20 protein-coding genes are annotated in these 20,071 nt (G+C 51.1%); 10 read left to right on the forward strand and 10 right to left on the reverse strand.

The window, feature by feature from the left end:
* Window positions 1-13: 13 nt before the first annotated feature.
* Complete coding sequence (locus HRQ87_RS08820; RefSeq protein ID WP_174137411.1) at window positions 14-1,282, forward strand: O-antigen ligase family protein; 1,269 nt, start codon at window positions 14-16, stop codon at window positions 1,280-1,282.
* On the opposite strand, the gene HRQ87_RS08825 is transcribed toward HRQ87_RS08820, so the two are convergent.
* From HRQ87_RS08825 to HRQ87_RS08840, 4 genes are all read right to left on the reverse strand, one after another.
* Entirely contained in the window at window positions 1,266-2,180 is a 915-nt protein-coding gene (locus tag HRQ87_RS08825) for a polysaccharide pyruvyl transferase family protein (protein WP_174137413.1), read from the reverse strand. The two genes, HRQ87_RS08820 and HRQ87_RS08825, sit on opposite strands and share 17 nt — an antisense overlap.
* Window positions 2,177-3,676: a lipopolysaccharide biosynthesis protein gene (locus tag HRQ87_RS08830; protein WP_174137415.1), complete on the reverse strand. Its 1,500-nt coding sequence runs from the start codon at window positions 3,674-3,676 to the stop codon at window positions 2,177-2,179. Before HRQ87_RS08830 ends, HRQ87_RS08825 begins: the two co-directional genes overlap by 4 nt.
* Before the next feature lie 32 nt (window positions 3,677-3,708).
* Window positions 3,709-4,899 (reverse strand): polysaccharide biosynthesis/export family protein, encoded by a 1,191-nt coding sequence (locus tag HRQ87_RS08835; protein WP_343035215.1) that lies wholly within the window; start codon window positions 4,897-4,899, stop codon window positions 3,709-3,711.
* 61 nt (window positions 4,900-4,960) lie between these two features.
* Window positions 4,961-5,665 (reverse strand): sugar transferase, encoded by a 705-nt coding sequence (locus HRQ87_RS08840; RefSeq protein ID WP_174137419.1) that lies wholly within the window; start codon window positions 5,663-5,665, stop codon window positions 4,961-4,963.
* A 311-nt stretch (window positions 5,666-5,976) separates the two neighbouring features.
* Here HRQ87_RS08840 and HRQ87_RS08845 point away from each other — a divergent pair, with 311 nt between their 5' ends.
* Window positions 5,977-6,759, forward strand: a complete 783-nt coding sequence (locus HRQ87_RS08845) for a metallophosphoesterase family protein (RefSeq protein ID WP_174137421.1) — start codon at window positions 5,977-5,979, stop codon at window positions 6,757-6,759.
* On the opposite strand, the gene irrA is transcribed toward HRQ87_RS08845, so the two are convergent.
* Window positions 6,756-7,172, reverse strand: coding sequence for an iron response transcriptional regulator IrrA (gene irrA, locus HRQ87_RS08850; protein ID WP_174137423.1), 417 nt, complete (start codon window positions 7,170-7,172; stop codon window positions 6,756-6,758). The two genes, HRQ87_RS08845 and irrA, sit on opposite strands and share 4 nt — an antisense overlap.
* 165 nt (window positions 7,173-7,337) lie before the next feature.
* Here irrA and fabA point away from each other — a divergent pair, with 165 nt between their 5' ends.
* Genes fabA through HRQ87_RS08865 form a run of 3 tightly spaced genes read left to right on the forward strand, consistent with a single transcriptional unit; the run spans window position 7,338 to window position 9,894 of the window.
* Window positions 7,338-7,850 carry a bifunctional 3-hydroxydecanoyl-ACP dehydratase/trans-2-decenoyl-ACP isomerase gene (gene fabA / locus HRQ87_RS08855; protein ID WP_174137425.1) on the forward strand — a complete coding sequence of 171 codons (513 nt, stop codon included), beginning with the start codon at window positions 7,338-7,340 and terminating at the stop codon, window positions 7,848-7,850.
* Between the two features lie 18 nt (window positions 7,851-7,868).
* Window positions 7,869-9,098 carry a beta-ketoacyl-ACP synthase I gene (fabB, locus tag HRQ87_RS08860; protein ID WP_174137427.1) on the forward strand — a complete coding sequence of 410 codons (1,230 nt, stop codon included), beginning with the start codon at window positions 7,869-7,871 and terminating at the stop codon, window positions 9,096-9,098.
* A gap of 7 nt (window positions 9,099-9,105) precedes the next feature.
* Window positions 9,106-9,894, forward strand: coding sequence for an enoyl-ACP reductase FabI (locus HRQ87_RS08865; protein ID WP_174137429.1), 789 nt, complete (start codon window positions 9,106-9,108; stop codon window positions 9,892-9,894).
* A gap of 72 nt (window positions 9,895-9,966) precedes the next feature.
* Here the strand turns inward: HRQ87_RS08865 and soxR are convergent, their stop codons facing one another.
* On the reverse strand, window positions 9,967-10,425 hold the full coding sequence (soxR, locus tag HRQ87_RS08870; protein WP_174137431.1) for a redox-sensitive transcriptional activator SoxR: 459 nt from the start codon (window positions 10,423-10,425) through the stop codon (window positions 9,967-9,969).
* 400 nt (window positions 10,426-10,825) lie between these two features.
* On the opposite strand from soxR, the gene HRQ87_RS08875 reads away from it, so the two are divergent.
* From HRQ87_RS08875 to HRQ87_RS08895, 5 genes are all read left to right on the forward strand, one after another.
* Window positions 10,826-11,611: a metalloprotease gene (locus tag HRQ87_RS08875; RefSeq protein ID WP_174137433.1), complete on the forward strand. Its 786-nt coding sequence runs from the start codon at window positions 10,826-10,828 to the stop codon at window positions 11,609-11,611.
* A 72-nt stretch (window positions 11,612-11,683) separates the two neighbouring features.
* The gene (locus HRQ87_RS08880) at window positions 11,684-12,364 is read left to right on the forward strand and encodes a haloacid dehalogenase type II (RefSeq protein ID WP_174137435.1); all 681 of its coding nucleotides are present in this window, start codon (window positions 11,684-11,686) and stop codon (window positions 12,362-12,364) included.
* Window positions 12,365-13,195, forward strand: coding sequence for an alpha/beta fold hydrolase (locus HRQ87_RS08885; protein WP_174137437.1), 831 nt, complete (start codon window positions 12,365-12,367; stop codon window positions 13,193-13,195). It abuts the gene before it with no gap.
* Window positions 13,192-14,172 carry a threonine ammonia-lyase gene (locus HRQ87_RS08890; protein WP_174137439.1) on the forward strand — a complete coding sequence of 327 codons (981 nt, stop codon included), beginning with the start codon at window positions 13,192-13,194 and terminating at the stop codon, window positions 14,170-14,172. The genes HRQ87_RS08885 and HRQ87_RS08890 overlap by 4 nt, the downstream gene beginning before the upstream one ends.
* On the forward strand, window positions 14,169-15,359 hold the full coding sequence (locus tag HRQ87_RS08895) for an endonuclease/exonuclease/phosphatase family protein (RefSeq protein WP_174137441.1): 1,191 nt from the start codon (window positions 14,169-14,171) through the stop codon (window positions 15,357-15,359). Before HRQ87_RS08890 ends, HRQ87_RS08895 begins: the two co-directional genes overlap by 4 nt.
* Before the next feature lie 45 nt (window positions 15,360-15,404).
* Here the strand turns inward: HRQ87_RS08895 and HRQ87_RS08900 are convergent, their stop codons facing one another.
* From HRQ87_RS08900 to HRQ87_RS08915, 4 genes are read right to left on the reverse strand one after another with little or no spacing between them, the layout of a single operon-like run.
* Window positions 15,405-16,934, reverse strand: a complete 1,530-nt coding sequence (locus tag HRQ87_RS08900; protein WP_174137443.1) for a malonate--CoA ligase — start codon at window positions 16,932-16,934, stop codon at window positions 15,405-15,407.
* Window positions 16,931-18,184: a malonyl-CoA decarboxylase gene (locus HRQ87_RS08905; protein ID WP_174137445.1), complete on the reverse strand. Its 1,254-nt coding sequence runs from the start codon at window positions 18,182-18,184 to the stop codon at window positions 16,931-16,933. Before HRQ87_RS08905 ends, HRQ87_RS08900 begins: the two co-directional genes overlap by 4 nt.
* Window positions 18,181-19,497 (reverse strand): TRAP transporter large permease, encoded by a 1,317-nt coding sequence (locus tag HRQ87_RS08910; RefSeq protein WP_174137447.1) that lies wholly within the window; start codon window positions 19,495-19,497, stop codon window positions 18,181-18,183. Before HRQ87_RS08910 ends, HRQ87_RS08905 begins: the two co-directional genes overlap by 4 nt.
* Window positions 19,497-20,045 (reverse strand): TRAP transporter small permease, encoded by a 549-nt coding sequence (locus HRQ87_RS08915; RefSeq protein WP_174137449.1) that lies wholly within the window; start codon window positions 20,043-20,045, stop codon window positions 19,497-19,499. Before HRQ87_RS08915 ends, HRQ87_RS08910 begins: the two co-directional genes overlap by 1 nt.
* Window positions 20,046-20,071 lie beyond the last annotated feature (26 nt).

Genomic DNA, 20,071 nt, shown 5'->3' on the forward strand with positions numbered 1-20,071 from the left:
AGGGCCAGTCATTTTGAGTATCACGCCAGGATACCAAACCCGCATATATAATATCTGCCCGGTCACTGTACTGGCTTTTGGTATTTTTGCGCCAATTCTGCTGATCCCGATCCTTGGCAGACTGGGTGCGTTGGGATTTTTGGCATCTGGTCTTGTGTTGTTATGTGTTTGGCCACAGCGCAGTTATGCCGCTTTCATGACCCATTGGGCTGTTTTGCTGCTGCCAATCTATGCTTTGATCTCAATGCTTTGGTCACTTTACCCAGGCGTGACCTTTCGCCATGCACTGCAACTGGGTTTTACAGTGGCCGTGGCCATAGCGGTTGGATATCGACTGGGCCCAAGGCGTTGCATGTATGTCCTTTTCGCAGCTTTTGGCGCCGTGGCATTGCTTAGTTTGACAATTGGTAAGGCGCGTTTCGATGGCGCGCTTTTGGGGATATTCGGCAGTAAGAACGCTTTTGCCGGGGCTATGTCGACATTTGTTATTCTGGCCCTCGCCGTTGCCATGGACCGTCGCGCTGCAAAGTGGCTGCGCGTTACCGGGGTAATAAGTCTGTTGATCGGCATGCGCCTTTTACTGGGGGCGCAATCCGCGGGCCAGACATTGCTGACCTTACCTGGCCTGATCTTGGTTCCCGTTCTTTTGATGTTACGCCGGTTTTCGACAGGCGCGCGGGCTGTGATCCTAACCGCCACAGGTCTGATTTTGATCCTTGGTTTGATCGCAGCGCTGAATCTGCAAGATCAGATTGCATCCTTTGTGCTGGCTGAAACTGGAAAAGATACAACGCTGACCGGACGCACTGATATTTGGGCAGTTGGCATAAGTTATATTGCAGAACGGCCAATTTTGGGTGTTGGCTATCAGGCGTTCTGGGTCGAAGGCCACAATTCGGCCGAACAGCTTTGGGCCGCGTTCGGGATCGAAGAACGTGGTGGCTTTAACTTTCACAACATGCTGATCGCTGCCTGGGTCGAAGGCGGTATCATTGGTGCTGGTCTTCAGATGTGGATATTGCTGGCCGGGCTGATCTTATGCGCAAAATGGGCGTTGAAAACAGCAACGGCAGAAAGCGCATTTTTCACATCCTTTATTTTTGTCAAAGCCATCACAGGCGTCGTTGAAGTCCCTGCATTCACCCATTTTTCAGCCACCAGCATGATGCTGATTTGCGGGTACATCTATGGCATACGCGCACTTTATATTGCCCGTGCACCAAAGATGCGGCCAAAGCCATTGCTGCTGTTGGGCGAACAGAACGCTATTCTGCGGCCCTGATTGGCTTGTCACCTGACCGACGTGACTTTACGAACGTCTCGATTGCAGTGACGGCACGATCTGTCACACGCTCGATCACTGCGTCATCGCTAAGTTGCGGTGTCTGCTTTACTAGGTTTTGCAGTTTTTGCGCAGCGATATGTTCAATCGCCCATGTAAAGGGCCGCGTTGGGGCCGAATCCAGAACGCGTTTGGTGCGCGCGCCAATGCCATGGTGGCCGGTGAAAAACGTCAATGCCTCGCGCGTGCTGGAGGGCCATAATCGTTTGGGTTGATAGTCAATTTCGACCGATCTGGCCCAGTCCAGCCACTTAAAGCGATGTGCCTTATGGATTGGCAAAACGCTGACCCATGGCGTGCGCATAGCATCTGAAACGATCGCGCCATGCATGGCTTCGGTCACCACTACATCCGCACCCCGGATCTGTGCGATTATCCTGTCCACAGGATCACGTGGATCAATGAAAGTAATCCCTGCCATCTTGCACACCTTGGCCCAATCGCCACGCTGCAAACTGTCAAAATGCGGCATGAACGCAGCACCTATGTTCGGTGCCGGATCAGGCAAGGGTGTCGCGCGCAGCAAAACGGCCGAGTCTGTCACCGCAAGCGATGGATCAATGCCCAACACCTCGGCTGTTTGGGGACCACGGACGAACAGAATTTCCCAAGTTCCGTCATGGACATTCGGCGCATTGCTATAGCCAGCATAGCCAGACCCCGCCACGATCTTGCGCGCGGCTGCCGGATAATCATCATACAGGATTGAGCCGATTGCGATAAACAACTCACTTTCATCCTGATCAAAAAAATCAGGCGGCGTAAAATGGCCCCACATGGTTCTGTTCACTTCGTCGCCGAAGTTCGGGATATCATTGTCAAAAAAGGTCAGTTTCATGTCGTAGCCCTTGCGTTTTGAAGGATGCGGAACATTTGGCGCAGCTGATTGATCGACATCAGACCGATCAACCCGGCATAAACGCCAACGCCGATTGCAACTTGCAGACCTAGCAAGGCCCAAGGTGTCGTAATGTCCAGATATTGCGGAATAAAGATGACAGCGATTGCCATACCAACAGTGGCTGTCACCGGCGGAATATAACTGATCAGATAAGCCCACACGCCAGTTTGCAAAATGCGTGCCGTCATAACGACCGATACGGGCCAGATCAGAATTGTCTTGATGACCATCGCGAGCAGTAAAATCGACAATCCCTGACTGTAAAACAGCAGAATAACCAAAACAGTGAAAACTTTTTGGACAAGCTGATAGCCAAACCACCATTGCGCTTTGCCCTGACTTTTCAAAAGCGCCGCTTGTGGAATGCTGATGCTGGCCATAACACCGATCATCGAAATCGCCTGAACAGGTACAATCGCTGGGGCCCAATGTGCGCCGAACAACAATGGGACAGCAGTCTGCGCAGTAACCGCCAGGCCTGCAAACAGGGGAAATGCCACGACCGATGATGCATAGCTTGAGATCATAAATGTGCGCCGCATCTTTTCCGGTTCGGATTGCATCGAAGACAGAACGCTATGCGAAACGGACGATAACGCCCCCGCAATCAGATTATTCAAAATGGTCAGTAATCGGTATGCAAAGTTGAAAATACCCAAAACAGCCGGGCTGGTCAGCAAACCGATCAGCATCTGATCAAGGTTAAACAGGTTCAAAAACCGCTCGCCAGTCGTAAAGGCACCATAGCGGAACAGATCCCTTAGCGCAGACCAACTGATCTGTCTGCCAGGCCGCCATCCGGCACTTAAAAAGGCCACGACCATCGCGATGAATGATGTCGTTATCTGCGCCGCAGCCAAGGCCCAAGGACCAAAATCCAGCATCAACAGTGTCAAACAAACAGCAGCACCACCGATGCTGGCCACGGCCGTGCGCAATGCCACCAGGCGAAATTTCATAACACGAACCAGCAGCATGGTTGGCACAGCTGCAGCCAGATCAAACAGGATTTTCAATCCCAGAAAAGGCAATAACCAACGCAACAATGGTTCATCCACCCAATCAGCCAACACGCCTGCAAATATAAAATAGGGAACAAACAACAGGATCGCCGTACCAAAACACATCCAAAAGATCGTATCCGTATGTCGATCTTCAATCTGGCTGCGTTGCACCAAAGCTTCGGCAAAGGCAGCGGGGGCAAGTGCTATGGCCAAAGACACCATACTTGTCGCCAATGCCACAACGCCGAAATCATAAGGTGTCAACAGACGCGAACTGACAAGAAAGACCAGCGCAGTCATAATCGCGGGAACAACAGTGTTGAGTGTTGACCAAAAGACACCCTTGATCGCAGCCAGCGACCGGCCCTGACGCAAGTGCCCGAAATGCCCATCAGACGTGGGCGCAGAATGTGACGCAGCATTTGTCATTACATGATTTTCCGACCGTCCGACTGACGGTTTCATTGCATCGGCATCAACGATTTTCTGACATTCAGAACATCGCCCGGTTTCACCTCGGCCCATTCATCGACCGTTATGGTTACTGCTTGGCCATCTTCGCGACGGCTGATGCGATACTCGACTGAAAACAGCTGCATACCAGGCCCGCCCATTTCAGCAATATTCCCTGCGGCCTGAGTTATAATGGATTGATCCGTAACCATACGGCGTTCAATCTCTTCCAGCTCTGCATCAATTTTCTGGCTTTCCAAATACACTTCTGCATCGCGTTCAACCTGCAAAGCGGCAGCTTCGGCCTCAACCTCGGCAATGCCTTGACGGGCACGCAATAGCTGTGTGCTTAAATCCAGAATGCGCGAATCCACATCGACCAGATAGCGTTCATCTTCATTAACCCGCGTGCTGGCTGCCAACCCGCGCGAAATCAACTGCTGTGATTGTTCAAGTTCTTGTTCCCCGATCTCACGCTGGCGGGCCAGATTATCTTCTTTATCCTCAAGTGCTTCGACTTCGGCTTGTAACAGGTTTTTCTGGCGTTCAAGACCATCCAGGTCACTGGCCAGCTGCAAAATCCGGGTTTTTAAAATATCACTTTCTTCGGCCATGATCAGATCAAGCCGCGTGGGCGATGACACCCCGTCAGGGGCCACAACTGATTGCAAACCGTTTTCTTCGGCATCCAGTCGCGCCCGCTTGACCAGCAACCTGTCACGTTCGGCTTGCAGTAAACGCAAACTGCCTGTTGCATTCAGAAAAATCCGATTTTCGCCAAGTGTATTGCGCGACATATCGACTGTACCGCCCGCAAGTGTGACAGCCTGCCCAACGGTCAGACCAGGAATATAGTCATACTGACCAGACCCCATTACATCACCACCAATGAAAAAAGGGCGGAACTTTGCAATTTCAACCGATACACTAGGCGGATCCGTCAGCGCATATTTTTGCAATAGTTCGTCCGCAATGACAGTTGCCAAAAGGGATGTCGTTTGACCGTCTGCCTCAATCTCGCCCAACAAGGGAACCGATATCGTTCCTTCCGGCCCCACCACAAATTCACCTGATGCAGAAGGCCAATCCAAAACAACGCCTTCGGCGCTGATCCATTGATAGACACGAATGTTCAGCCTGTCGTTCACCCCCAACTGATACGTCTCGGCCATGGCCGCTGACCCAAAGACCAGCGACACGGATGCCAACAACGTTCTTATTATCCGGACCAAGGTCATAGCAACACAACCATAAATGATATCAATAGGAACCACGCGACCCAAGAACAGCCGGAACCGTTTTCAAGATGATCCGCAGATCTTTGAAAAACGACCAGTTCACAACGTAAAACCGATCCAATAATACCCTGCGTTCATAGCTGACATCATTGCGCCCGCTGATTTGCCACAACCCGGTCAAACCGGGTCGGCTTTTCAGATAAAACACGGCAGAGCGGCCGTATTTTTCTAATTCATCCATAACAACAGGACGGGGTCCGACGATGCTCATCTCGCCTTTTAGGATGTTGAAAAGCTGTGGCAGTTCGTCAATGCTAAGATCGCGCAATGTCTTACCGATTTTGGTAATACGCGGATCGTTTTTAAGTTTGCGATCCTGATCCCATTCCGCACGCGCATCAGGATTCTGTTCCAGATATCGACGCAGCGCTGCATCGCTGTCACTGACCATCGTGCGAAACTTCCAGCATTTGAAAGTTGTACCATTGTGACCAATACGGCCATGACCGTAAAAGACTGCGCCCTTGCTGGTCAGCTTTACGATGACAGCAACACCGATCAAAAGCGGTGACAAAAGGACAATTGCGACCAGTGAAACCGCGATGTCCAGCATGCGCTTCCACACCCCGCCAGTCGGAGTGCTGTCGGCCCGTTTTACTGCAATCTGGGGGCGGCCATAGCTGGCACTTGGACCCATAGCAGGTTCGATTTGTTTAAGATGTGACATTTTACAAAATCCTTCCGAAGCACGCATAAACGCCATAACTGTTTTCTGTAACGAAACAAATTTGGGGTGGCGGAAGGCTGCCAAAATTGATCATTAATGCTGACCTATCGGCGGTTTTTTGACGAAATCGCCCCTTACAGCCCAGTTTTTAATCGAAGCGTGTTTGCTGTTGGGATGATTAAACCATATGGCGAATGGGGAAGATCAAAACAGGTGGCCACAGTTTGATTCGCGGTACTGAATACACTTTCAGACAAAGCGGGTTATATTCAAATTTCTTGGATAGCACCCATAAGTAAGTGAAAAATAAAATGAATACCGTTGGTACAGTTCTAAAGGGATTATTCTCAAACAGAGATAAGGCACAAAAGCCCGCGCCTGAACGGCCTGTTTATATCATTGGTGATGTCCACGGGCGTTATGATCTGCTTTTGCAATTGTTCGAAACCATTGACGAAGATATCGCCCGCAGCAAAATTGATCGCCTGAACATCGTTCTATTGGGTGACTATATAGATCGTGGGCAGTTTTCACGGCAAGTTCTGCATCTTTTGCACAAAGCTCATCTTCAAGCGCCCGCATCCTTTATCTGTCTAAAAGGTAATCATGAGCAGATGCTGCTGGATTTTCTATCTGATCCCCGCCCGGAAACTGCACTTTGGCTGCGCTATGGCGGCGAACAAACGTTGACCAGTTTCGGTATTCCGATCCCTGATGATCTGTATGATAGCGATATCCTACGTGATATGGCGCGGGCCTTAATCAAGGCTTTGGGCGAAGATCTGTGCATCTGGCTACATAATCTTCCACTTATGTGGTCCAGCGGTAATCTGACTTGCGTTCATGCTGCCGCAGACCCTGTCGTCGCAATCGCAGATCAAGATGAAGATGTGTTGTTATGGGGGTGCAAAACGTTTTTAAGCCAACCCAGAACTGATGCTGTTTGGATTGCGCACGGTCATACGATATTTGAAACAGCGCATATCAACCAACATCGTATCGCGCTGGACACAGGGGCGTATAAAACGGGGAAACTTAGTGCAGCGCGGATTATGTCAGATGGTAAAGTATCGTTTTTTAAGACCGCAACTTAAGTCTTGCGAAGTCGGATAACTACGTCAACCTTTGCGATCTCGGCACCCTTGGGGGCTTTGGGCAGACGTTTGATTTCCAGCTGATCTGCTGGCGCATCGCTTAAGGTGCCACTGTCTTCCCAAAAGAAATGCGGGTGATCCGACATATTGGTATCAAAATAGCTTTTCGATCCATCCACAGTGATTTCCTGCATCAGACCCGCATCGCAAAAAGCACGCAATGTATTGTATACTGTCGCCAAAGATACTTTTTCGCCCGATGTCGATGCTGCTTCATAAAGGCTTTCAGCTGTAACATGGCGATCTTGACCGTCACCAATCAGAAGGGAAGCCAATGACACACGCTGACGTGTCGGTCGCAGCCCGGCGGCTGTAAGCCAATTGGTTCCACGTTCTACAGCGTCAACGGTCATCTGCGGCCTCATTTTTCTGTTCTAGACATAGTATATAGGGTGACACATGCGTTTGTTTCAATTGAAAATCGATTGCAACTGTTTTTCAGCGTGGCTTGCGCCCCTTTACGACAGAGTGTTACACCGACGTGAACGTGAAAAGATCTAAAAAAAGGCGCAATACAAATGGCGGATTATCCAAGCAGTTTTGACAAGCAAGACCTGTTGAAATGTGCCAGAGGAGAGCTTTTTGGCAAAGGCAACGCGCAGTTGCCCGAACCACCCATGCTTATGATGGATCGGATCACTGATATCAGCGCAGATGGTGGCGCGCATGGAAAAGGTCATGTTGTCGCAGAGTTCGATATCACGCCAGATCTTTGGTTTTTCAAATGCCATTTCCCCGGCAACCCGATCATGCCGGGTTGTCTTGGGCTTGATGGTTTGTGGCAGTTGACCGGCTTTAATCTGGGCTGGCGTGGCTGGCACGGGCTGGGTATGGCCTTGGGTGTGGGCGAAGTGAAGCTGACTGGAATGGTCACGCCTGAACGCAAGATGATCCGCTATTATGTTGACTTTACGCGGGTGATCGACCGAAAATTGAAATTGGGTGTCGCCGATGGCCGGGTTGAGGCTGATGGCGAACCCATCTATGAGGTCAAAGGAATGAAAGTCGGCCTGTCCGCAGGCAACGACTAAGCGTAAGGGGGACCACATATGCGCCGCGTCGTTATCACAGGTCTGGGGATTGTGTCCCCTATTGGCAACACCGCTGATGAGGTTATGACCGCATTAAAGGCCGGGAAATCAGGCATCGAAGCATCACCGGAAATGGCCGAACATGGCTTTCGCAGCCAGATCGCCGGTACGCTGAAAATCACGCCTGAAGATCACATCGACAAGCGCAAGCTGCGGTTTATGGGGCCCGGCGCGGCCTATGCCCATATCGCGATGGAACAGGCGATTGCCGATGCGGGGCTGGATGAGGCTGATGTGGTCAACCCGCGCACCGGGCTTGTGGCCGGGTCCGGCGGCCCGTCGACCAGCGCGATGCTTGTGGCCCATCAGACCGTTCTTGAAAAGGGTGCACCCAAGCGGATCGGCCCCTTTGCGGTGCCGAAATGCATGTCCTCGACCATTTCGGCGAACCTGTCGACGGCCTTTCAGATCAAGGGCATCAACTATTCCATCACCTCGGCCTGTTCGACATCGCTGCACTGTATCGGCAATGCGGCCGAACAGATCCAGTATGGCAAGCAGGATGTGATGTTCGCAGGCGGGGGCGAGGAACTGGATTGGACCCTGTCCTGCCTTTTCGACGCCATGGGCGCGATGAGCAGCAAGTATAACGACACCCCCGAAAAGGCCTCCCGCGCCTTTGACGCCGACCGCGATGGGTTCGTGATCGCAGGCGGCGGCGGGATTGTCGTGCTTGAGGAACTGGAACGCGCCAAGGCCCGCGGCGCCAAGATCTATGCCGAGGTCACCGGCTTTGCCGCCACCTCGGACGGGCACGACATGGTCGCGCCCTCGGGCGAAGGCGGCGAACGCGCGATGCGTCTGGCGCTAGAGACGATCCCCGACGGGCGCCGCGTCAGCTATATCAACGCCCACGGCACCTCGACCCCTGTTGGCGATGTCGGCGAGGTTGAGGCCGTGCGCCGCGTCTTTGGCCAGGGCAGCACACCGCCCATTAGCTCAACCAAATCGATGACCGGCCACAGCCAGGGCGCCACCGGCGCGCAAGAGGCGATCTATTGCCTGCTGATGCTGCAAAACGACTTCATCGCGCCGTCGATCAATGTTGAAACACTGGACCCGGCGCTGGACCCCGCTGAAATCGCGACCGACCTGGTTGAAAACGCAGGCCTGGACACTGTCATGACCAACAGCTTCGGCTTTGGCGGCACGAACGGGTCGATGCTTCTTTCAAAATATAACGGATAAATTGACAATGGCGAATTTGATGACCGGAAAACGCGGCCTGATTATGGGTGTCGCAAACGAACGTTCCATCGCCTGGGGGATTGCCAAAGCGCTGCATGCTGAAGGGGCCGAATTGGCCTTTAGCTATCAGGGCGAGGCTTTTGGCAAACGTGTGGCCCCCCTGGCCGAAAGCGTGGGCAGCGATTTCCTGATCGACGTGGATGTGATGGATGACGATAGTCTTGATGCCTGCTTTGCCGCGCTGAAGGATAAATGGGGCAGTATCGATTTTCTGGTCCACGCCATCGCCTATTCCGATAAAAACGAACTGACGGGCCGCTTCATCAACACCACGCGTGAGAACTTCAAAACATCGATGTCGATCTCGTGCTATTCGCTGATCGACGTGTCCAAGCGCGCCTCGGAACTGATGCCGAATGGCGGAACGATCCTGACGCTGACCTATCAGGGATCGAACCGCGTCACGCCATTTTATAACGTCATGGGTGTGGCCAAAGCAGCCCTTGAATCGACCGTTCGCTATTTGGCGAATGACCTGGGCCCTGATGGCATTCGCGTCAACGCAATATCGCCCGGCCCTATGAAAACACTGGCAGGGGCGGCCATTGGTGGCGCGCGACGTACTTTCCGCCAGGCCGAAGCAAACGCACCCCTTCGTGCAAACGCCACCTTAGAAGCCGTTGGCGGGACCGCCGTTTACCTTGCCAGTGACTATGGTGCCTGTACTAGTGGTGAGATTGTGCATGTCGATGGTGGATATCATATTATCGGCATGCCACAGCCAGAAAATCTGTAACCTAAAGGGGCGCACCTTGTGTGCATTTCTTCTGGCACTTCGTGCGATGAATGCGGCGCGAAAGATCAGTCTTCATGTCGGATCAGCAGTCCAGCGGCGCGCACCAGGCCCATTTTTACCCAACTCATCCTTTGGATTATAAAGTGGGCATTTTTCAAGGGAAAGACACCCGCAGCCAATACAGTCGTTCAATTGATCTTTCAGCAAAGTCAGTTTCCTGATCCGTTCTTCGATCAGATCATTCCACCCACTGGAAATCTGATGCCAGTCCGATGCATTTAATTTTTTGTCTTTTGGAAACACATCTATAGCCGATTTAATCTCTGAAAGACTTAGGCCAACGGATTGTGCAACCTTAATAACGGCAATGCGCCGCAGCATATCGCGGCTATAACGCCTGTGATTTCCCGCATTACGCCACCCAAAAATTAGATCCTCGGCTTCATAATAATGCAATGTCGAAACGGATACACCTGATCTATGGGCAAGCTGCCCAACAGATAAATCACTGTTATTTTTCACTATTTTCATATTGACCTCAAGCTTACCTGAGGAATTAAACTGCCTGCTCTTCTTGCAAAATACAAGATTGGAGTCAGTGAAAGTGATAAAACCATTCAAACAAACTGGGCGGTTCAAACTATGGCATGTTATAAATACGGGGTTGCGAAAATATAAGCCATGGCAAACCAAATTTAACATGACATCATTGAACAGGCATGCGGCAAAAGACATCGGTCTAGAACGCCAACATGACAAAGCAAAATCCCAAGAGGCAACTCGGCTTTGGCATCTGAAGTAAAGGGTGGGCATCACTGTGATTGATACATCACAAGGTTGAACACATTTGCACCAGTTGGGTTCAAAAAAGCCTTTCTTTCGCCGTGATATTCTTTGAATAAGCGCCGTAAGAATTAGACTAGGTTGATAGATGACTTTTTTATTTTGGGCATTAGCGCTCTGCGCACTTACAACTTACACGCTACGCGAAGGGCTTTTTGCCAATGGACGTGGGCAGTTGTCAGGTTTTGATACCGAAGGGTTTTTGCTGGGTATTGCAGCTTTCGGTGCGGCTGCCTGGTTTTTTGGCCCATTGTACGGCGTGGCACTTGTGATATCGATTATGGTCCATGAATATGGTCACGTAGCCGCCTATCGCATTTGTGGACACCACGACGCCCGCTTTCGGCTGATCCCTTTGATGGGCGGTGTGGCGATATCAGACCGTGCGCCGGGCACACAGCTTGAATCCTTTTTTATCTCGCTCATGGGCCCCGCAATCTGTTTGGCGCCAATGGCGCTGGCCTTTGCGCTGTCCGATATCATAGAGCCCTATTGGTTCGAGGCTTCAAATGCCTTGTGGATTTTTGGATCCGTCACCGGAATTATCAATTTTTTCAATCTGCTCCCTTTTTGGCCGTTAGATGGAGGTCGGTGTTTAAGAAACATTGCCTATGCCTTTTGGCCAGCACTTGCGACGTTTCTGGCCGTCGCAATGAGTGCCGCATTTGCCGCCGCCGCCCTTTGGATGCAATCAACAGCGTTGTTTATATTTGCCCTTTTTGGCGCGCAAAGTCTGTTGATGACGCCTGATCTGAGCAATCTGCAAGACGCAATACCCCGCCGACATGCCATTATCGCAGCGGCTGCCTATGGATTTACGCTGGCGGCACATTTCGTGGGCGGTTTTGCATTGATTGTTCACTATATCCTTTAGCATGCATTTCTAAACGGCTTGTGACTTTCCCTTTTTGCGACCAATCTGATCGTAAGACACAAAGGGGAACAGATGCCAATCACAACATGTATTTTTGATGCCTATGGGACATTGTTCGATGTGTCGGGTGCTGCACGGATAGCAGCGCAGGAAATTGGTGATGACAGCTTTACCAAGGTATGGTCACGTGTGGCCAATGATTGGCGTTTGAAGCAACTGCAATATACATGGCTTCGCGCAATTACTGGAGATCATACAAATTTCTGGCAAGTGACGCAGGATGGTCTGGATTGGGCGCTTGAGGCATCAGGCCAGTCTGATCCGGCCCTGCGTGAACGGCTTTTGCAGCTATATTGGGAACTGCCCGCCTATGTCGAGGTTCATAAAATGCTGATACGACTGAAAGCAGCAGGCATGGCAACAGGTATTCTGTCCAATGGATCGCCTGATATGCTGGATGGCGCCGTGCAATCTGCGGGATTGGCCGATGTATTGGATGCAGTTCTATCAGTCGAAGATGTTGGTATTTTTAAGCCTGACGCGCGCGTTTATGATATGGTTGGTAAAGCATTTGGGTGCGCTAAAGAGCAGGTTTTGTTTGTGTCTTCAAACGGTTGGGACGCGGCAGCAGCCAGTGGATATGGTTTCACGACAGCATGGGTCAATCGCAATGGCGAACCCCAAGACAGGTTGCCCGGATCTCCCGCGCATATCTTGTCTGACCTGACAAACATTCCTGATCTGGTTGCTTAGATGGCTTTTTTCACGACTAAGGACGGGGTAAGGCTTTATTACACAGAAGATGGCGATGGCTTACCTGTTTTGTGCTTGGCTGGCTTGACCCGCAATGGTGATGATTTCCAACCGATTGTTGATCAGTTCGCGGATCAGGCGCGCATTATACGTTTGGATAGTCGCGGACGCGGTCGGTCAGATCACACAAATTATCAGACATATAGCCTTGCGCAGGAAAGCCATGACGTACTTGCATTGCTGGATCATCTGGGCATTCAAAAGGTTGCGATCCTTGGTACGTCTCGTGGTGGGTTGATCGCAATGTCGCTAGCAATTACGCACCCTGATCGGCTGGCTGGCGTGATGCTGAATGACATTGGCCCTGTGATTGACCCTGGTGGGCTGGCTGTGATCATGGATTATCTGGGTAACCGACCGGGGTATAAGAATTTCACCGAAGCCACCGCACAATTGCAGATCAAACAAGCCAAACGCTTTCCCGGCGTCAATTTGGCGCAGTGGGATCAACATGCGCGTAACATCTGGGTTCAGGCAGATGATGGCCTTGACCTGCGGTATGATCCATTGCTGCGCCGCGCCGTGCAAGAACAATCCGCCACAGGTACACTGCCCGATCTGTGGCCACTTTATACAGCTGTCACAAAGATGCCTCATGGTTTGATCCGTGGACAAAACTCTGACATTCTTTCCGCTGAAACAGCCCAAAAGATGTGCGATTTAGCTGCGCATACGATCTGTACCGAAGTACCAGACCGGGGTCATGTGCCCTTTCTGAATGAACCACAGGCCATTGCGGCCATCACAAAATGGCTGGAGCAGATGCAATGAACATCGATATGATCGAACAAGCCGCCAAGCGGTTAAAGGGTCACGCGCGAAAGACACCTCTGCTCAGTTCACCTTTTCTGGATGACATTGCGGGACGGCGCGTTTTCGTCAAAGCCGAATGTTTGCAACACACCGGGTCGTTCAAATTTCGTGGTGCGTGGTCTGCCATTTCGATGCTGACAGATAATGCGCTGAAAACCGGGGTTATCGCTTTTTCTTCAGGCAATCATGCCCAGGGCATTGCATTGGCCGCACGTCTTCACAAAACGCCCGCAACCATTGTCATGCCCAATGATGCACCGCAGCTTAAGATCGACAATACCTGCGCCTTGGGGGCCAAGGTCGTGTTATATGATCGCACCAATGAAGATCGTCAGGCAATCGGTGAAAAACTGGCGGCAGAACGGGGACTGACGTTGATCAAGCCGTTTGACGAACCACAGGTTATCGCAGGGCAAGGCACCTGCGGGCTTGAGATCGCAGAACAGGCCGCAGAAGAAGGCATCGACACAGCTGATGTGCTGGTGTGTTGTGGCGGTGGCGGCTTTACTTCAGGCATCGCCTTGGCGTTAGAGGCTGTAGCCCCCGGTCTGCGCGTTCGCCCGGTTGAGCCCGTGAATTTCGATGACGTCACGCGTTCACTCGTGTCTGGTCAAATCGAACACAACACGCAAACTAGCGGGTCCCTTTGTGATGCCATTATTACACAGCAACCTGGGGATCTAACTTTTCCCATTATGCACCGCCTTTGCGGCCCGGGCATCATTGTTGATGAACGCGATTGTCTGCGCGCCATGGTTCAGGCCTATGCTCGCCTGAAAATTGTGCTGGAACCGGGCGGTGCGATCGCATTAGCCGCAGCATTGTATTATGGTGATCAGATCGAAGGCGAGGCGGTTATTGTCACAGCGTCGGGCGGGAATGTTGACCGTTCCGTTTTCCAGCACGCACTTGAGACATATGGAGATCAGATATGACCCGCTTTACCGTCGCAAGTTTCAATGTGAAGAATCTGATCGGCCCGGATCAAGAATACTATAAATTCGAACATTATAAGCCTGAAGAATACGCCTGGAAGTCTGACTGGATGGCTGACCAAATTCTGACGATGGATGCTGATATCATAGCATTTCAAGAGATATTCGAAGAAAACGCCCTTAGACATGTCATTGCAGAGGCTGACGTACGAGGCGTCGCCGCGAACGAAGCGACTGTACCGGATGCATCGAAACGCTATCATAAAAAGGCGATCTTTCGAAAGCTGGCCTATACACCCTATACCGATGCCGCACTGGCCTTTGCACCCAATGCCAATGATGGTGTGCCGGGTCAGCGACGACCGGGTGTTGCTGTGCTGTCGCGACTTGGGTTCGATGGCCCACCAGAGGTGATTCAGGTTCTTTCTGAACCATTGAATATCCCCTTTCGCGATTTGACGGGCGAAGATGCGGGCCACTATCGCCTGACGCGTCTGTCACGCCCTGTACTTAAGGTACGCATCCCGGTGGGTGATCAGATCATCACGCTGTTTAATTGCCACCTGAAATCAAAGCTTGGCGAATACCCCCGCCCAAATGATGCAGCCTTTGCACCAGAGGCCGATCTGACCAATTATGATCCAGCCGGCCGCGCAATGGGTAATCTGCGGGCTGCGTTACGCCGCATGGCCGAAGCTTGGGTTCTGCGTCACGCCATTCTGAACGAGCTGGATCGCGGCAATCCGGTGATGGTCATGGGAGATTTCAACGATGGCGAACATGCTGTATCAAGCGAAATCATCAGCGGTGAAATGCCTTTCAAGAACTATTCCTGGATGCGCCGGCATGATTCTGAAAACGCGAATGATCGTTACAGCAAAGAGGAAAATATTCAGATCACCGAAAATGTTAACCGCGTACGTCTGCATTCTGCGGAAAAACTGTTTGTTCGTAAATCCTTGCGCGATATGGTTTATACAGCTGCCTTTGGCGGTGTTTTTGAAAGTATTGATCAGATCTATCTGTCCCGCCATTTCGATCCTGAATACGACGGACGGATCGGGGATATGGAATACTTCAGCGTTCTGAATGATCATCTAACCGACGGCAGCCACCCCGAAGCACCTTATAACAAGCTTGCTTCAGACCACGGCCAGATTATGGCGCATATGAAACTGCATGATTAATGCCTTTGCGGGTTGGAATTTGGTGACCATCCCAAGCACTTATATCTACGAATTCAGTTTTTGCTGCTGAAACAGGTCTTTGAATTCTTCACGCAAAGCCTTCTTTTGCACCTTGCCCATCGTGTTGCGCGGCAACTCGGACATGGTGATCAGGCGCTGCGGGTGTTTGAACCGGGCCAAAGAATTTCCAATGCTTGACTTGATCTGATCAGGATCAAGAAGGGTATCACCATCTGGCACAAGAATGCCCACAACCGCTTCGCCAAAATCTGCATGCGGCACACCAATAACTGCACTTTCAAGAACACCGGGAACATCATCCAAAAGCAATTCGATTTCCTTAGGATAAATATTATACCCCCCTGAGATAATCAGATCTTTGCTGCGCCCTACGATATGCAAGTACCCGTCTTCATCAAACTGGCCCAAATCACCGGTGATGAAAAAACCATCTTCGCGCAATTCTTCGGCGGTCTTTTCCGGCATCTGCCAATAGCCTTTGAAAACGTTCGGGCCCCGCACTTCAATCTCACCGATACTGCCGGGTGATACTGCGGCACCTGTTGCGCTGTCTGTGATTTTGATTTCAGTTCCATGCAGCGGAAACCCAACTGTGCCCGCACGACGTTCACCATCATAAGGGTTTGAGGTATTCATGTTTGTTTCCGTCATGCCATAACGTTCAAGAATGCTGTGACCGGTTTGTTTTTCGAATTGTACATGCGTTTCGGCCAAAAGCGGCGCGCTGCCTGACACAAACAATCGCATGTCCCGTGTCAGATCGCGGCTAAACCGATGATCCTGCAAAAGACGGGTATAGAACGTTGGCACACCCATCATAGTCGTGGATTGTGGCAGCATATCTATCATTACATCCAAATCAAACTTGGGCAGGAAGATCATTTTACTGCCCGCAATCAGCGAGATATTCGTCGCCACAAAAAGCCCATGCGTGTGAAAGATCGGCAACGCATGAAGCAATACGTCCTCTGCTGTAAAGCGCCATTCTTTGGTCAGAACCTTGGCATTGGACAACAGATTGCCTTGTGTCAGCATTGCGCCTTTGGATCGCCCTGTTGTGCCCGATGTATAAAGAAAAGCGGCCAGATCATCCAGTGTGCGATCCACCGTTGGAAAAGATACAGATTGCGTTTCGGCGCGTATGGCAAACGATCCGCTGCCATCTGCATTCAAGGTTTCAAGAATACTTCCCGCAGCAGCGGCAACCGGGATTAAAGCCTGTTTTTGCTTTGCATCACAAATAAGAACGCGTGCGCCACTGTTTTCGACGAAATAAGACACTTCATCCGCCGTATAGGCTGTGTTCAAAGGCAGAAAAATTATCCCTGCCTGAACACAAGCGGCATATATCGCCAGTGCCTGTGGCGACTTGGCAATCTGCACCGCGATACGATCACCCGGCTTAACGCCAAGATCACGGAAGACATAGGCATATTGTGCCGCCAAACTCAGAAACTCAGCGTGTGTTATCCGCATGCCATCAGCCATCTGGATAAAGACTGTGTCACAGCCCGCATGCTGACCGAACAAACTGTCGTAAAGCGGATTTGTCATGCCTGACCTCCTGCCGGAATAGGTTTCACCTGTACTGAAAGGGCTTGCACTTCGGGCGATGCGGCAACTGTTTGTTGTCCAATGAAGTGTTCATGATTTTGGGAAATTTGGGACAAATCGTAAAGATAATTCACCATGGCACCACCCGACTGTTTTAAACCATTCGGTGACGTATCTGCATTTTCGTGAACAGCGTGTATCATGGCGCCATTACCAAGGTGGAACCGTGCCACAGAATCATATGGCATTCCGTCTGTACGCTTAGCCTCAAGCAGATAATGGGCAGCATAGTTTTTATGACTGTCGTCATCAGGCCGCTTCAGTCCTGCGTCATCAAGCCATTGATTCAGACCAGGGATCGGCGAAAGTGTCACAAAAGTCGACAAACCCGGCAGATCACGTGACAGGTCAGCCACGACTTGTTTGATCAATGAATTGCCAAACGAAATACCTGCTAGTCCAGGCTGGCAGTTAGAAATAGAATAAAACACTGCTGTGTCAGCTTGTTCTGGTTCAATCGCATCACGCTCATCAGCCAGCAGATCCTGAATTGACGCTGGCACACCTCGTGTCAGCGCAACTTCGACGAAAATGAGCGGATCATCCGCAATGGCGGGATGAAAAAATCCAAAGCAACGTCTGTCAGTTGGCTTCAATCTGCGACGAAGATCATCCCAGCTATCAATTGCATGCACTGCTTCATAGGCGATGATTTTTTCCAAAATTGCTGCAGGGCTATCCCAGTTAATGGGTCGCAAAACCAGAAACCCGCGATTGAACCATGATGCAAACAGATGACGAAAATCAACGTCCAATGGCTGCAAGTCTGTTTGATCCCGCATCAAGGCAAGAAGATCTTTACGCATCGCAACAAGTCGCGCTGTTGCGCCGGGCACTTGGTTCAACCGCCGCGCCAGTTCCTGTCGGCGTGGTTCGCATGCTGTGGCAAAGGCACGGTATGTTGATTTCGATGGCATTTGTTTATAATCGTTAAGCGTGGCAATGACATCATCTGGCACGATCTCAAGGCTATGGATCATATACCCAAAAAACGCGCGTTTTTCGTCCAAATCCATATGTTTATAACGATCCAGAATATTGCGCGCCAACGTGGTTCCAGACACTTCGCCATGGCTGCCCAGCAGGGCCTCGCAAAGATCTTCGACTGTGCGGCCATCGATTTCCTGTGACAGCGCGCCACGATAACGCCGCTCAAAAACCGTTGAAATCAGATCGCCGAAAAAGCTCATAGTCGTGGCCCCATGACTGCATCCGGCAACCAGGTCGCCAATCCTGGAAAAAAGCAAAGCAATACGATTGCGATTACCATACAGGCCACAAACGGCAATGATCCCATCAAGATCGTCTTTAGCGAAATATCCGGCGCAATGCCGTTGATCACATAAAGGTTCAATCCAACAGGCGGTGAGATCAGCCCGATTTCCATATTGATCGTCAAAATCACAGCAAACCAGATCGGATCAAAGCCGGCAGTCGTGATTATTGGCAGCAAGATGGGGGCTGCCATCAAGATGACGGCCACTGGTGGTAAAAAGAACCCTGCGATCAGAAGGAAAATGTTCACAGCCAGCATCAAAACCCATGGGTTCACATCCAGCGTACCGATCCACGCAGCAATAGACTGTGTGATGAACAGGCTAGATAACATATAGGAAAACACACCGGCGGCTGCGATGATAAACAGGATCATCACGCTTTCCTTGGTGCTGTCCCGCAGGACCATCCAAAGATCGACAGGTTTCCATAATTTATAGATAATCACAGCGATCAACAGGCAAAGCAGCGCCCCCACAGCAGCGGTTTCAGATGGGGTCGCGATGCCGCCATACATCGCGTAAAGAACGCCGATAATGATCACGATAAACGGGATCACGCGCGGTAAAATTTCGAACCTTTCTGTCCAGGAATAGCTGCGTGCGGTCAGCAACGTGGTGTTTCCCGACTTTGCGGTCGAATACAATGACCACGCCATAAAAAGCGCGACCAACAACAATCCTGGGATGACGCCTGCCAAAAACAACCGTCCAATCGATGTTTCAGTCGCAATTCCATAAACGATCATTGTGACTGACGGTGGGATCAAAATGCCCAAAGTACCGCCAGCGGCAATCGACCCGGCAGCTACCCCGTCAGGGTAGCCGCGCTTACGCATTTCGGGGATACCCATTTTGCCGATGGCCGCACATGTCGCCGGGCTGGACCCAGACATGGCCGCAAACAACGCGCACGCCCCAAGGTTTGAGATGACCAACCCACCGGGCACGCGCGTCAACCAACGTTCAAGCGCCTCATACAGATCAGCGCCAGCACGGGTCGATGCGATGGACGCCCCCATAATAATGAACATCGGAATCGATAAAAGTGCGAAATTATCTAACTTTCCAAACAGAATTTCAGGGATCAATTCCAGCGATCGCGCGCCATCAAATATGATCAGAAAACCCGCCGATACTATCAACAGTCCCAAAGCGACTGAAACACCCGAAAACAGAACAAGAATAGTAGTAACAGCGACAATTGCACCAAGAATGAGCGGATCCATTATGTGTCCTCCAGACCGAAGGGTTGGTCTATTTTCAATAAAACGGCCACAAGGTCCGCCACCAGTTGTAGCAGAAATAAGCCAAAGCCTACGGGCAGCGCCAGATATGGGATCCAAAGTCTGACCCCCCAGACAGTGTCTGATTTCCAATTCCGCTCATAGGCCAGATGCCAGTGTTCATAGCTATACCAAAGGATGACGCCGACCATCGTGATCGACAGCGACAGGGTCATGATCGCCATGAAAAACCGTGCGCTTTTCGGCAGGGCCAGCGGCACCAGGTCGACATTAACGTGCCCCCTAAGACGCTGCACATAAGGTAACCCGATCAAGGTTGCGCCGATGGCAAGATAGATCACCGCTTCTGTCTGCCAAAAGGTTGAGCCGTTAAGCACAAAACGGATAAAAATCATCTGACAGGTGATACCGACGGCCGCCACGATCATCGCAGCCGAACACCATCCAGCAAGAGTAGAGAGTGCCGCAACGGCACGCAGGAACAGATTATTGCCTGTACGCGCTGCTGTGGCTGAACTTTGGCCAGCCATTGCTGTCGTCCTTTAATAATTCATAT

The organism is Parasulfitobacter algicola (genome assembly GCF_013315265.1).
Lineage (GTDB): Bacteria > Pseudomonadota > Alphaproteobacteria > Rhodobacterales > Rhodobacteraceae > Parasulfitobacter > Parasulfitobacter algicola.

Bases quoted from the DNA above. Each gene is read 5' to 3' on its own strand.
- HRQ87_RS08825 (WP_174137413.1), bottom strand. From the start codon at position 2,180: ATGAAACTGACCTTTTTTGACAATGATATCCCGAACTTCGGCGACGAA.
- HRQ87_RS08830 (WP_174137415.1), bottom strand. From the start codon at position 3,676: ATGACAAATGCTGCGTCACATTCTGCGCCCACGTCTGATGGGCATTTC.
- HRQ87_RS08840 (WP_174137419.1), bottom strand. From the start codon at position 5,665: ATGTCACATCTTAAACAAATCGAACCTGCTATGGGTCCAAGTGCCAGC.
- HRQ87_RS08845 (WP_174137421.1), top strand. From the start codon at position 5,977: ATGAATACCGTTGGTACAGTTCTAAAGGGATTATTCTCAAACAGAGAT.
- irrA (WP_174137423.1), bottom strand. From the start codon at position 7,172: ATGACCGTTGACGCTGTAGAACGTGGAACCAATTGGCTTACAGCCGCC.
- fabA (WP_174137425.1), top strand. From the start codon at position 7,338: ATGGCGGATTATCCAAGCAGTTTTGACAAGCAAGACCTGTTGAAATGT.
- fabB (WP_174137427.1), top strand. From the start codon at position 7,869: ATGCGCCGCGTCGTTATCACAGGTCTGGGGATTGTGTCCCCTATTGGC.
- HRQ87_RS08865 (WP_174137429.1), top strand. From the start codon at position 9,106: ATGGCGAATTTGATGACCGGAAAACGCGGCCTGATTATGGGTGTCGCA.
- soxR (WP_174137431.1), bottom strand. From the start codon at position 10,425: ATGAAAATAGTGAAAAATAACAGTGATTTATCTGTTGGGCAGCTTGCC.
- HRQ87_RS08875 (WP_174137433.1), top strand. From the start codon at position 10,826: ATGACTTTTTTATTTTGGGCATTAGCGCTCTGCGCACTTACAACTTAC.
- HRQ87_RS08880 (WP_174137435.1), top strand. From the start codon at position 11,684: ATGCCAATCACAACATGTATTTTTGATGCCTATGGGACATTGTTCGAT.
- HRQ87_RS08885 (WP_174137437.1), top strand. From the start codon at position 12,365: ATGGCTTTTTTCACGACTAAGGACGGGGTAAGGCTTTATTACACAGAA.
- HRQ87_RS08890 (WP_174137439.1), top strand. From the start codon at position 13,192: ATGAACATCGATATGATCGAACAAGCCGCCAAGCGGTTAAAGGGTCAC.
- HRQ87_RS08895 (WP_174137441.1), top strand. From the start codon at position 14,169: ATGACCCGCTTTACCGTCGCAAGTTTCAATGTGAAGAATCTGATCGGC.
- HRQ87_RS08900 (WP_174137443.1), bottom strand. From the start codon at position 16,934: ATGACAAATCCGCTTTACGACAGTTTGTTCGGTCAGCATGCGGGCTGT.
- HRQ87_RS08905 (WP_174137445.1), bottom strand. From the start codon at position 18,184: ATGAGCTTTTTCGGCGATCTGATTTCAACGGTTTTTGAGCGGCGTTAT.
- HRQ87_RS08910 (WP_174137447.1), bottom strand. From the start codon at position 19,497: ATGGATCCGCTCATTCTTGGTGCAATTGTCGCTGTTACTACTATTCTT.
- HRQ87_RS08915 (WP_174137449.1), bottom strand. From the start codon at position 20,045: ATGGCTGGCCAAAGTTCAGCCACAGCAGCGCGTACAGGCAATAATCTG.